The following is a 12,759-nucleotide window of genomic DNA, read 5'->3' on the forward strand; positions in this document are numbered from 1 at the left end:
TCAGGGGAACCTAGCGGCCCGTTTCCTGTGGCCACGACACTTCACCGCCAGGCACCGCCGACTCGATCTGCCCGCTCCACTGCTTGGTCAAGGCGCGAGCAGAATCCTCACCCTGCTTTGCTGCGCCACTCAGAAGTCCATAGGGCGCCAGAGCCTGTTCGACACTCCACTTTGCCTTCATCCCACCGACATCGAGGCTGACATCGCCCCGTTTGTTCACGATGTACTCGACACCGGGCAGACCGGACTTGCGGGCATCGTCCGACGAGAGCTTGTACTCGAACCGATTGCCATCCGGATTGGGTAGCGGTTTGCTCTTGGGAGCGTTCGGATTTCCTTGCCTCCACGGCTCGCGCGGGTCTGCCCCTGGGTCCCCGGCGCCCAACGCATACGCGAGTGCTCCGCCCGCTGTTCCGCCGATTGCGGCTCCGAGCGTGGCCCCTGCTGCGCCTGCGCCTGCTGCGCCGATGGCGCCACCAGCAAGCAGGCCGATACCCGCTCCAGCGGCTGCGCCGGTACCAATGATGGGAAGCGCGAGTGAACCCCCGGATGCCACGATCAGCGATCCGAACACAACGCTGTTGTAGATCCCTCCGGCGATGGCTCCCACTCCGGTCCCGATCACCGCGCCCCCAGCTGCTCCCAGAACCGCCGCCGGAATCCCCAGTGTGACCGCCCCCGCGGTCCCGCCCGTCATCACACCGATGATCGTCGACGCCGCCTGTCGGGATGCCTCATCCGCCGGCACACCCACCGAGATCAAGCCCTGGGCGATCTTGGCCTCACCGTAGGCCGACCAGGCGTTGACGGAGTTGACGTCTTTGTCGGACATGCCTTTCGGGATGTCGGTGACGAAGTTGCCCACGCGGATCTTCTCCGGCGGAGGCGCGATCGGACGCACCGGGGCCGTCGGCTTCGGCGCGCTCAGCGGACGATTCGGCACTGGGTTGTAGGCGTTGTCGTACGAGGGTGCGGTGTAGGAACCCGGCTCCACATACGGCTGATAGGGCGCCTCCTGCGGCGGACCCGGAATCGAACCCGGCCCAGGCGAATAGATCGGCGCGACCTCGGGTTCGGGCGTGGGCGTGGTGCCGCCCTGTTCCGGCGAACCCGGAATCGGAGTCGGACTCGTGCCGCCCTGCTGCGGGGCGGTGTCACTCGGGCTCGTCCCACCCTGCTCGGGAACGGCATAGGCTGCGCCCGAGCCGACTCCGGCGGCGATGGACGCTGCGAGAGCTGCCGATGCAACGCTCACACGGATGGGGGTGCGACGTCCGGCCGCGTCTATGTGACGGTGTCGTGCTCGACTCTGTGAAGTCGCCATGCGGTCAGTACTTCCTTTGCTGCGGCTGGAGCGTGCTCTCGCCGATTGGGTCACGGAACAATCGTGTAGATCGACGACGCGAACGACTGCGGCGCACCTTTGCCGTCGTGCAGTGGCGCCGTGCCCACCGTCAGGTCGACCAGGCCGGAACCCGTGTACACCTCGCGAACGAACTTCTGTCCCGGCCTTGCTCGGAATGAGACTGGGACAGAGATCCAGCGATAGCCGACGGCGGCGCTGATGACGGCGTAGTTCAACCGGAATCGGCAGTTCGGGTCACGCTTCCAACCGGGACCATTGCCGGTGAACCCGAACGAGGTGACCGTCAGTCGGACGACGCCGCGTTTGCCCTTCGGCGCAACAGTGCCGAGGTTGAGCGAACCACGGCAGAAGTCATGATCACCAACTGTGCCGATGTTCTCGCTGTACTGGATAACCCTCGGCAACTGCGGCTCCGCCGCCACCCTCCCGGCCCCCAGCAGCGACAGACCAGCCGTCGCCATCACACTCGGACCCGAACTCGACACCCCGACACCCGCACCGAGTTGAACCCGCCACGTCAGGACGGATTCACGGGCGCGGTCGAAGCACGGACCTCCGGCGCCGAGGCGCACTGTCTGGCTGAGCTGGTGGTAACCCGGAGGAAGTTCGCCGCCGGTCCCGCCGACCTCCGGATACGTGAAAGGCGCGGCCCGCAGACGTGCTGCGGTGTCGCCGTCGAGCGGACGCCATCGTCGACCCATGTCGCGATTCAACCCCATTCCGCTGGAATGGTCATCCCGGCCTGGTCGTTGAAACGACCGTGGACGAGCCGGATACGGCTCCGGTCCGGAATCGAGGTGCAGAATGACCGCACAGCTGGAGACACCGATTGACGCAGTCGACAGCCACCTGATCCTTCCTGTCGACGACCCCTTCTACGACGCCCCGGACACCCTCGACTCGTTGCGTCCCCGGCGAGATCATCCGCACCCGCCAGGTAGAGCTCAAGGACTACTGGGCATCACAGCACCGCAGTCGAGCGTGGCAACTCCTGTATCGATCGTCGAACCTGAACGGCTTACCCGACGTGGCCACGACCACGCTGGTGCTTCCGCGAAAGCGTGCTCCCGAGAGCACCTTTCAGCTGTTGTCGTTCCAATGCGCGATCGATGCGGTCACCTCGCAGTGCTTCCCGTCGTACGCGCTCCGCAAGGGGGCCGACTCGGCGCGCACCATCGCGCCATTCGAGTTCCTCGTGGTACGACGCGCCCTTGCCAAGGGATGGGCGGTGTCCATTCCGGACCATGAGGGCATGGTGGGGGCTTGGGGCGTTCCGCGCGAACCCGGCTATCGCACCCTCGACGGCATCCGTGCAGCCTTCGCGTTCGACGACCTCGACGTCGCCGACGACACACCCGTCGGACTATGGGGCTACTCGGGTGGCGGAATGGCGACGTCCTGGGCAGCCGAGATGGCCCCGCAGTACGCCCCCGAACTCAATCTCATCGGCGCGGTCCTCGGATCACCCGTCGGCGACATGGCGTCGGCGCTGATGCGGCTCAACGGCGGCCTGCACGCCGGTCTCCCGATCATGGCGATCGCCGGGTTGCGGCGTGTGTATCCACAGCTTGACAGGGTGATCGACGAACATGCTAAGGACTCCGGACGCCGGCAACTCGATGAGATCGCCGCCCTGCCCACGCTCGACGCGATCCGCCGATTCCGGCACCACGACATCGACGATTTCCTCGATCTCCCGCTCGCCGACGTCCTCGCCCAACCCGAGATCGTCGAGATGATGGACGACCTGCAACTCGGCACCCACGCGCCCACCATCCCTTTGTTCGTGGTGCAGGCGGTGCACGACGAGGTGATCAGCGCCGACGACGTCGACGGACAGGTCGGACGGTATCGCGATCGCGGGGTGCCAATGACGTATGTGCGCGATCAGCTCAGCGAGCACTACTCGCTGTTGCCATTGTCGGGCCCGCTGGTGGTGTCGTGGCTGTCGCATCGGCTCGAGGGGCGGGCGGCGCGCGACCACACGGTCACCGCGGTCGCGGGACAGCGTCGGCCGCGGTGGGCGAAGCGGCTGACCGCCGGACGCACGTCGGGCGGGACGAACGTGGCCGCCAGCCGGGGCGACGTCTCAGCCGCCTGAACAGATGACGTGGATCGTAACGGTCACCGTTACGATCCACGTCATCTGCTGACTCCTACACCCAGGCGGCACCTACACCCGCGTGACCTCCAACTCCCCGTCGCTGTATTGCGACCGCAGCCGCTTCTTGTCGAACTTGCCGACGCTGGTCTTCGGGACCGCGTTGATCACCGTCCAGTTCTCCGGTAGCTGCCATTTCGCGACCTTGTCGGACAGGAACTCTCGGAGATCCTCGACGTTCGCGTCGGAACCTTCACGGAGCACGACAGCCACCAGCGGCCGTTCATCCCACTTCGCATCGGGCACACCGATCACCGCGGCCTCGATGACGTCTGGGTGGCCCATGACGGCGTTTTCGAGGTCGACCGAGGAGATCCATTCGCCGCCGGACTTGATGATGTCCTTGGTGCGGTCGGTGAGGGTGAGGTAACCGTCGGGGCTGATGGTGCCGACGTCGCCGGTGCGCAGCCATCCGTCATGGAATTTATCGGCGGCGTCGATGCCGTAGTACGAGCCGGTGATCCACGGGCCGCGAACCTCGACCTCGCCAATCGATTTGCCGTCGTTGGGAACCACGTCGCCGAGGTCGTCGACGAGCCGAGACTGCACGGATGCCGGGAACCGGCCCTGCGTGTAGCGGTACCGCCAGCGCTCTTCGCCCTCGGTGTGTGCCGGCGCTCGGGACACCGAGCCGAGCGGTGAGGTCTCCGTCATCCCCCAGCCCTGCAGGATCTGGATGCCATGGTCGGACTCGAAGGTGTGCATCATGGACGGTGGTACGGCCGATCCACCGATCAGCACGTCATGCATGCACGAGATGTCCTGCGGATGCTGTTCGAGGTACTGGTGGAGTCCCTGCCAAATCGTGGGCACCGCGGCGGAGAACGTGGGTTGCTCGGCTGCGATCAGCGCAGCAAGGGGTTCGGGCTGCAGGAACCGGTCGGGCATGAGAAGTGATGCGCCGATCATGAAGGCGGCGTACGGCAAACCCCATGCCATGGCGTGAAATTGGGGGACAATAGCCAGCGCGCGATCCCCTTGCTTGAGTGCCGGGCCTTCGGTCATGCACACCTGCATCGAGTGTAGGTGGATCGAACGATGTGAATAGGCAACACCTTTTGGGTCACCCGTGGTGCCGGATGTGTAGCACATCGCGGCGGCCGAGCGCTCGTCGACATCTGGCCACTCGAACTCCGTCGGCCGGTCAGCGATCAGCGTCTCGTAGGCGTGCACCCGAACACCGTCGGGCACCTCGATACCATCGGTCGAATCACCGGTGACGATGAGGTGTTTGACGGTGGTCAGCTGGGGCAGATGCGGCGTCAGCAACGGAAGCAGCGAGGGGTCGACGATGACGATCTGATCTTCGCCGTGGTTGGCGACGTGGATCAGTTGCTCGGGGAACAGTCGGATGTTGAGTGTGTGTAGTACCGCGCCCATCGACGGCACCGCGAGGTAGGCCTCGAGGTGTTCGGCGTTGTTCCACATGAACGTGCCCACCCGCTCGTCGCCGGTGACTCCGAGACCGCGCAAGGCGTGCGCGAGTTGCGCGCAGCGGCGTCCGACCTCGGCGTAGCTGCGCCGCCGTGCGCCGGCGTCGGTCCAGGTGACGACCTCGGCGGCGCCATGGACGGTGCTGCCGTGGCGGAGGAGCTGGGCGACAGAGAGTGGGGTGTCTTGCATAGTGCTGAGCATGGTTCTCCTTCATCGAACTGCGGCGTCAGCTGTGGTCCGCGCGCAGCGACTGCTCGGGATGTGATCGCCCGATCGTCGGATCGTTGCGTGGTCGGGATGACTTCCCAAGGTGTGGTGGGGGCCTGCGAAACTATTGATACCGAGTCACGGCCAATGCGGCGCCGAAGATCATCACCCCCTCGAAGCCGCCGGGGTTGACCCCTGTCAACGAGGCAACCCGGTGCAGTCGATTATTGATCGTATTGGGGTGCACTGCAAGCGCTCTGGCGGTTCGGCCACGGTCCATGTCGCAGCGTAGATAGCACTCGAGGAACTCGATCAACTCAGGAAACGGCTGGATCGGTTCGAGGACGTCGGCGAGGGGTGCGCGAGCGGGGCTTGGCCTGGTCAGCTGGTAGTCGAGCGCGACATCGGCGAGGCGGTAAACGGCCCCGTCGCCGTCACGCATCGCGGACAGTCGCAACACTTCTGACGCCAGTTGTCCGGCAGACGGAATCTCCGCGATGGGTACGGACTCGACGATACCGGCCCGAAGTGGAACCCCGACGGCCGAGCGGATTCGACCGACCAGATCACATGCGGTGTCGTAGGGCGATGTGTCCTCGTCCGTGTCGATCGGCAGGAGGATGTGACCGCCGGCGGGGCCGAGCGTAGTGATCAGCGCACGGGAGCGGCGAAAATCAGCCAGCTCGAGAATCTTTCGCATCTTCCGCCGACCGGCGACAAGGCGACCGGTCGTGTCGTCGACGGCTTCCTCCGGCATTGGTGCGATGTCGAGCGCCAGGACGCTGTACTGCGCGACGAGCTCGATCTGAAAGCGATCCGCGTACGGACGGGCATCCTGACCGTCGAGCACCATGCGTGCAACCAGATGTCCGGCGCCGCTCTTCTCGCTGCCGAGAACGACCTGTTCTTGTTCGTACGCCTCGACGAGCGTCGCCGTATACGTCCCGAACAGGGACAGCAGTGCCGTGCCCAGATACTCGACCTCGGCGGTCTCGTCGGCGAGCGCCACAGCGGTCGCCTCATCCCAGAGCCGTCGAAAACCGCGCTGCCAGTTTCGGATGACCAGCGAGAGTGGGACGCCCTCGTCAGCCCGCTGCACCGCGATCTCGCGTGCAGGCCGCAGATCTTCGTCACGAGGGCCGGCGTTCTCGGCTACGGCCCGGAGGATGACGGACAGATTCCGTCGTGTCACCGAAGGCAGCTCGGTCTGCCGGATCTCGGGTGGCAGGGAGCGCAGCATGTCGGTGTCGTCCAGCGCGGATTGCCGCACGAGTTCGGAGACGCGGGTCTGCACCCGTTTGAGGAGCTCGCCGGTTCGCGGCGGTGGCGCAGCGGTCGAGAGTGCTGCCACGTAATACACCTCCTGGTTGTGCGTTCGCACATTTGTCCGTCGGTCAGAGTGTGAAAAGACGCCATTGCGATGGTCGAATGCCCATCGTAGCGTGAAAAGCGTACCGAGAGTGTGATTGGTAACACATCGCTGGCGAGCGGTGATGGACCAGGCACGCGAACCCGACCCGACCCGACCCGCCGCGCCTCGTCCGAGAGGCAGGCCAACCGACTTCGTTCCGGCGACGGCAGTCGTCCTCGACCCTAGGACCTTTGATGGATCAACCGATCACTCAGCAACGCGGTGAGCCGACGGCGATAGCACCGGCGCCTGCGCCGGCGCGGGCGCGTCGAACCGGTCTTCGTGGTGCGCGGTTACCCGCGCCCGTCGTCGGGGGCACTCGCGCCTGGATGATCACCGCGATGTTGATGGTGTTGATGATGATCAACTTCGCGGACAAGGCAGTGCTGGGATTGTCCGCGACCAGCATTCGCGCCGAGTTCGGCATCTCTGCCCAGCAATACGGCACCATCTCGAGCGCGTTCTTCCTCTTGTTCAGCGTCGCAGCGCTCGTCGTCGGCCATCTCTCCGACCGATTCAGCACCAGCAAGGTGCTGCTCGTCCTCGCGCTGATCTGGTCCGTCTCGATGTTGCCGGTCATCGGGCCTGCCGGTTTCACCGTCCTGTTGGTGTCGCGAATCGTGTTGGGCGCGGCCGAGGGTCCCGCGTTCGGCGTTGCCCAGCACGCGCTGCACAAGTGGTTCGAGGACGCCGATCGCAGTATCCCGACGGCATTGCTCACCATCGCGACTTCGGTCGGGATCATCGTCGGCGCACCCGCGCTGTCGTGGATGATCGTCAACCACGGCTGGCGGTCGGCCTTCGTCCTCGTCGCCGTCATCGGGTTGGTGTGGAGTGCCCTGTGGGTTGTCATCGGTCGCGAGGGCCCCGTCGATGTCCACAGCGTCGCGGCCCGGCCGGAGCTCACCCGTCCCATCGATCGGGTTCACGTCCCGCTATGGCAGATCCTGACCTCACGGACCTGGCTCGGATGTGCGCTGAGTTCCTTCGCCGCGTACTGGTCGGTATCCCTGCTTATCGCCTGGCTGCCCGCCTTCCTGACCGATGATCTCGGCTACAGCAAGACCGAGACCGGATTCATCGCAACCCTGCCGTGGATCGTCGCGGTGATCACCCTTCTGGCCCAGGGCCTGGTGGTCCAGCGCCTGATGCACAGGGGCGTGTCGAGTCGCTGGGCACGGGGAGTCCTGCCCGGCATCATCCTGCTCACGTCGGGCATCTGCACCCTGGCATTTGTGTACCTGCCGCACAGCGGATTCACCATCGTCCTGGTGGCGCTGGGACTGGGTTTGTCCGGCGCCGTGTTCGCAGCCGCGACCACTGTCTGCGGCGAGATCGCGCCGATCGGCCAGCGCGGGGTGGTGCTGGGAGCCTTCGTGGCGGTGTACAGCCTGGCCGGGGTGATCGCACCATTCGTCGCCGGTGTGCTCGTCGGTGCGGCCGAGAGCGCCACCGACTCGGGCTACACAGCAGTCTTCGGCATCACCGGGCTCATCGTGATCTGCGGTGGCGTATTGGCGGTGACGATGATCCGCCCCGAACGCGACAAGGCCCGCCTGACCGCCGCCGGTGCAGCAACGAACTGACACCTGAACCTTTCCAACGTTTCACAACCACGAACGGAGACTCCGTGCGCAGCATCGCAAAACCAGCCACCCAACACACCATCACGGCCAACGCGAAGGTCGTTGATCAACTGCCCTTCCAGGATCGGCAGGCCTACGCCGACGCGCGACAGGGATTCATCGGCACGATCGACCCGTTGGTGATCACTGACGACTCCGGCCGGGTGGTGTGGGACCTCGAACAGTACGCATTTCTCCAGGACGAATCGCCGACGACGGTCAACCCCAGCCTCTGGCGAATCTCGCAACTCCACATGGCACACGGCTTGTTCAAGGTGACCGACCGGATCCACCAGATCCGAGGATTCGACATCTCCAACATGACCGTCATCGAGGGCGAGAGCGGCTACATCATCGTCGACCCCCTCACCTCCGTCGAATGCGCTCGAGCTGCAATCGAATTGGTGTACGACCATCTGGGGGAGCGACCGATCCGTGCGATCATCTACACCCACAGCCATGCCGACCATTTCGGTGGGGTCAAGGCTCTCATCGACGAGGACGACATCCACCCTGGCGGTGTTCGGGTGGTGGCACCCTCCGGGTTCATGGAACACACGGTGAGCGAGAACGTGTACGCAGGCAACGCCATGTACCGGCGCGCCCAGTACATGTATGGGCAGAATCTGTCCGTCGACCCGACCGGGATGGTCTCCACGGGACTGGGAATCGCATTGTCACAGGGTCAGATCAGCTTGATCGAGCCCACGGATCTGATCTCCGACAGCGGGCAAGAGCTCGTCCTCGACGGTGTCCGTATCGAGTTCCAGTTCACACCGGACTCCGAGGCGCCGGCCGAGATGCACTTCTACATTCCCGAAATGCGGGCATTGTGCATGGCCGAGAACGTGTCTCACCACATGCACAATCTGTACACACCGCGTGGAGCGCAGATCCGCGACGCGGCGGCGTGGAGTCGATACATCGACGAGGCGATGCGGCGTTACGGACACAAGTCTGATGTGATGTTCATCTGCCATCAGTGGCCGGTGTGGGGGACCGACTCGATCCGAGACTTCCTGACCGAGCAGCGCGACCTCTACCGCTACATCCACGACGAGACCCTCAGACTCGCCGCACATGGGCACACGATGGTCGAGATCGCCGAGATGATCGAGTTCCCTGAAGGACTCGCCACCACGTGGACGGCCCGCGGGTATTACGGAAGCCTCAACCACAACGCCAAGGCGGTCTACCAGAGGTATCTCGGCTTCTTCGACGGCAACCCGGCGAATCTGCACCCCCATCCGCCGGTCGAGTCTGCTCGCCGCTACGTCGACTTCATGGGTGGTGCGGAGGTGATTCTCGCCAAGGCGCGCAGGTCGTTCGACGACGGTGACTACCGCTGGGTCGCGCAGGTCGTGAACCACGTTGTGTTCGCCGATCCGGACAACACCTCGGCGCGCGAACTGCAGGCCGACGCATTGGAGCAGCTCGGCTATCAAGCTGAGTCGGCGCCATGGCGAAACTTCTACCTCACCGGAGCACAGGATCTTCGGGAGGGAGTGCGCACAGACGAGGCCACGCTCGGCACGTCCGACGTCCTGTCGGCAATGACCACCGACATGCTGTTCGACTACCTGGCCATTCGGCTCAACGGTCCCAAGGCGAGCGGACGCAACTTCACAGTGCTCGTGCATGTCACCGACACCGGCGAGACGCGACTTGCCGAACTGATACACGGAGTTCTCATCTGCACGCCGGTGGATGGCCACGCCGACGCCGACACCTCCGTGCGCCTCGACAAGCCGACACTGACCGGGTTGGCGCTGGGAGCGGCCACGCTCACCGACGCGGTGAGCGCGGGCGCGGTTGATCTGTCCGGGGACGACGAACTCGTGTACGACCTCTTCACCCTGTTCGACACCTTCAGCCGGAGTTTCGACATCGTCACACCGTGACGAGCATTCCCCCACAAACACTCTCACCCCGAATCACACTTCAGCGAGGAGCCCAGATGGAAACCAAGGCCGCAGTTCTGCGTGGCATCGACGAGGAATGGCAGATCGAGACGGTGGAACTGGCCGATCCGGTGCCCGGTGAGGTGCAGGTCCGCCTCGTTGCGAGCGGCATGTGCCACTCGGATCATCACCTGCGCACGGGTGCCAGCCCCGCACCGCTGCCCATCGTCGGTGGCCACGAGGGAGCCGGCGTCGTCACCAAGGTGGGCGCAGGCGTCACCGGATTCGCCGAGGGCGACCATGTGGTGACCGCGTTCATCCCGGCCTGTGGCACGTGCCGGCCGTGTTCGAGCGGCTTGCAGAACCTTTGCGACGAAGGTGCGCGGCTGCTGACCGGACAGGCGATCGCCGACGACGGATTCCGGGTCACCGCGAATGGACAGCCACTCGGCCAGATGTGTCTGTTGGGCACGTTCTCGCCGTACATCACCGTGCACCAGGCGTCGGTCGTGAAGATCGAGAAGGACATCCCGCTGGAGTCGGCTGCACTGCTGGGCTGCGGTGTCGCGACCGGATGGGGATCAGCCACCGTCGCGGGTGGGACAACAGTTGGCGACTCGGTTGTCGTCGTCGGCTGCGGCGGCGTCGGGATCAACGCGGTCCAAGGTGCTGCCGCCGCCGGCGCCCGCCACGTCATCGCCGTCGATCCGGTTGCCTTCAAGCGGGACAAAGCAATCGAATTCGGCGCCACCCACGCGTTCGAGTCCATGGAGGAGGCGCTGGAACCGGTCCGCGAACTCACCTGGGGGACACTCGCCGACGTCACCGTCATCACCGTCGGTGAGCTGGAGGGCGACATGATCGCACCCGCAATGGCGCTGACCGCCAAGGGTGGGAACGTTGTGGTGACAGGCATGGGACATTTCGAGGACGTCGCGGTCACACTGAGTCTGTTCGAACTCACCCTTCTGCAGAAGCGCCTGCAAGGAGCGATCTTCGGTGGAACAGGTCCGCGCACCCAGATACCGGCATTGCTCAACGAATACCGCAGCGGTGCACTCAAACTGGATGAACTCGTCACGACGACGTACAAGCTCGAAGAGATCAACCAAGGGTATGCCGACATGCTCGCCGGCAAGAATCTCCGCGGTGTCATCCGGTACACGGATGCCGACTACTGACTCGGATTCAGCGGCACTGACTCCAGCGATCCAGAAACGGAAACCAGCATGAAATCAGAACATTTCAGCGATCTCTACATCAACGGCACGTGGGTTGCCTCGGCGGGCACCGGCACCATCGACGTCGTCAACCCGGCGGACGAGAGCGTTCTCGCCGCCGTGCCCGACGGAACCCCGGCAGACGTCGACGCAGCCGTGAGCGCGGCCCGCGGTGCACTCTCGGCGTGGTCGAGCACCGCACCCGACAAGCGCGCAGCGTACCTGCGTGCCATCGCCCAAGGGATCGAGGATCGCGCCGAGGAGCTCATCCGGACGATCTCCGACGAGATGGGAACGCCGCACAGCTTTGCTGCAGAACTGCAGCTCCCGTTACCTGTCAACAGCTTTCGGCAGGCCGCAGACCTCGGAGAGAAGTACGCATACGAGCGGCCGGAGGGTCCGTCGCGGATCGTGCGCGAGCCCATCGGCGTCGTAGGGGCCATCACTCCGTGGAACTATCCACTGCACCAGCTCGCCGGCAAGGTGGCGTTCGCCCTGGCCGCGGGTAACACCGTGGTCGTGAAACCCAGTGAGGTTGCCCCGCTCAACGCGGTGATCCTCGCCGAGATCATCGACGCCGCGGGCCTGCCCGACGGTGTGTTCAACCTGATCAGCGGACGGGGACCCACCGTCGGCGAGGCGCTGGTGGCCCATCCCGACGTCGACATGATCTCGTTCACCGGCTCCACACCCGCCGGAAGGCGCGTCGGAGAACTCGCCGCCCAGACCGTCAAGCGGGTGGCCCTGGAACTCGGCGGCAAGAGCCCGAACATCATGCTCGACGACGCGGACCCTGCCGAGGTCGTTCCGCACGCTGTGCAGTGGGCATTTCTCAATTCCGGTCAGACCTGCTCAGCCTTGACGCGGTTGCTGGTGCCCCGCAGCAAGATCGGTGAGGTCGAGAGCATCGCCAGGCATGTGGCCGAATCATTCACCGTCGGCGCACCAGACGCTGAGGACACCGTGCTCGGTCCGCTGGTGTCCGAGGCGCAGTTGACGCGGGTGCGCGGTTACATCGAGAAGGGAGTCGCGGAGGGCGCCAAGCTGGTCACCGGTGGCGTCGAGCCTATCGCCGAACTGCCTGTCGGCTACTACGTCCGGCCGACGGTCTTCTCCGAGGTCACCACCGACATGTCGATTCATCGTGAGGAGATCTTCGGACCCGTGCTGTCGGTCATCCCGTATGACACCGAGGACGACGCGGTCCGCATCGCCAACGACACCGAATACGGGCTCGCAGCGTCGGTGTGGTCGGGCGACACTCACCGTGCCCGGGCCGTCGCCCGCCGCATCCGTGCGGGCCAGATCGCGATCAACGGCGCCGACTTCAACCCGAACGCGCCGTTCGGTGGACACAAGCAGTCGGGCAACGGACGCGAGTTCGGCATCCACGGGCTGGAAGAGTTTCTGGAGGTGAAGGCGATCCAGGGGTGA

At 64.9% G+C, this 12,759-nt stretch carries 8 protein-coding genes and 1 pseudogene; 5 read left to right on the plus strand and 4 right to left on the minus strand.

All coding sequences use genetic code 11. The features are described 5' to 3' along the window. Window positions 1-10: 10 nt before the first annotated feature. On the minus strand, window positions 11-1,324 hold the full coding sequence (locus D7316_RS18490; protein ID WP_164473814.1) for a hypothetical protein: 1,314 nt from the start codon (window positions 1,322-1,324) through the stop codon (window positions 11-13). Between the two features lie 50 nt (window positions 1,325-1,374). Continuing rightward, window positions 1,375-2,067 (minus strand): DUF1990 family protein, encoded by a 693-nt coding sequence (locus tag D7316_RS18495; protein WP_164473815.1) that lies wholly within the window; start codon window positions 2,065-2,067, stop codon window positions 1,375-1,377. A gap of 103 nt (window positions 2,068-2,170) precedes the next feature. Between D7316_RS18495 and D7316_RS18500 the strand changes: the two are divergent. Further along, window positions 2,171-3,467, plus strand: a pseudogene (locus tag D7316_RS18500) (lipase family protein). A gap of 72 nt (window positions 3,468-3,539) precedes the next feature. On the opposite strand, the gene D7316_RS18505 reads toward D7316_RS18500, so the two are convergent. Beyond that, window positions 3,540-5,162 (minus strand): long-chain fatty acid--CoA ligase, encoded by a 1,623-nt coding sequence (locus D7316_RS18505; RefSeq protein ID WP_124709558.1) that lies wholly within the window; start codon window positions 5,160-5,162, stop codon window positions 3,540-3,542. Between the two features lie 130 nt (window positions 5,163-5,292). Further along, a complete protein-coding gene (locus D7316_RS18510; RefSeq protein WP_124709559.1) occupies window positions 5,293-6,519 on the minus strand; it encodes a PucR family transcriptional regulator in 1,227 nt (408 codons plus the stop codon). A 254-nt stretch (window positions 6,520-6,773) separates the two neighbouring features. Between D7316_RS18510 and D7316_RS18515 the strand changes: the two genes are divergently transcribed. The 4 genes from D7316_RS18515 to D7316_RS18530 are packed head-to-tail and all read left to right on the plus strand — an operon-like array spanning window position 6,774 to window position 12,759. Continuing rightward, complete coding sequence (locus tag D7316_RS18515; protein WP_124709560.1) at window positions 6,774-8,165, plus strand: MFS transporter; 1,392 nt, start codon at window positions 6,774-6,776, stop codon at window positions 8,163-8,165. Window positions 8,166-8,209: 44 nt separating this feature from the next. After that, window positions 8,210-10,105 (plus strand): alkyl/aryl-sulfatase, encoded by a 1,896-nt coding sequence (locus D7316_RS18520; protein ID WP_124709561.1) that lies wholly within the window; start codon window positions 8,210-8,212, stop codon window positions 10,103-10,105. Window positions 10,106-10,161: 56 nt separating this feature from the next. Continuing rightward, the gene (locus D7316_RS18525; RefSeq protein ID WP_124709562.1) at window positions 10,162-11,286 is read left to right on the plus strand and encodes an NDMA-dependent alcohol dehydrogenase; all 1,125 of its coding nucleotides are present in this window, start codon (window positions 10,162-10,164) and stop codon (window positions 11,284-11,286) included. A 48-nt stretch (window positions 11,287-11,334) separates the two neighbouring features. Further along, window positions 11,335-12,759: an aldehyde dehydrogenase family protein gene (locus tag D7316_RS18530; RefSeq protein ID WP_124709563.1), complete on the plus strand. Its 1,425-nt coding sequence runs from the start codon at window positions 11,335-11,337 to the stop codon at window positions 12,757-12,759.

The organism is Gordonia insulae, assembly GCF_003855095.1.
Lineage (GTDB): Bacteria > Actinomycetota > Actinomycetes > Mycobacteriales > Mycobacteriaceae > Gordonia > Gordonia insulae.

What these genes read in the sequence shown, in the direction of transcription:
- D7316_RS18490 (WP_164473814.1), bottom strand. Translation starts at nt 1,324, where the DNA reads ATGGCGACTTCACAGAGTCGAGCACGACACCGTCACATAGACGCGGCC.
- D7316_RS18495 (WP_164473815.1), bottom strand. Translation starts at nt 2,067, where the DNA reads ATGGGTCGACGATGGCGTCCGCTCGACGGCGACACCGCAGCACGTCTG.
- D7316_RS18505 (WP_124709558.1), bottom strand. Translation starts at nt 5,162, where the DNA reads ATGCTCAGCACTATGCAAGACACCCCACTCTCTGTCGCCCAGCTCCTC.
- D7316_RS18515 (WP_124709560.1), top strand. Translation starts at nt 6,774, where the DNA reads ATGGATCAACCGATCACTCAGCAACGCGGTGAGCCGACGGCGATAGCA.
- D7316_RS18525 (WP_124709562.1), top strand. Translation starts at nt 10,162, where the DNA reads ATGGAAACCAAGGCCGCAGTTCTGCGTGGCATCGACGAGGAATGGCAG.
- D7316_RS18530 (WP_124709563.1), top strand. Translation starts at nt 11,335, where the DNA reads ATGAAATCAGAACATTTCAGCGATCTCTACATCAACGGCACGTGGGTT.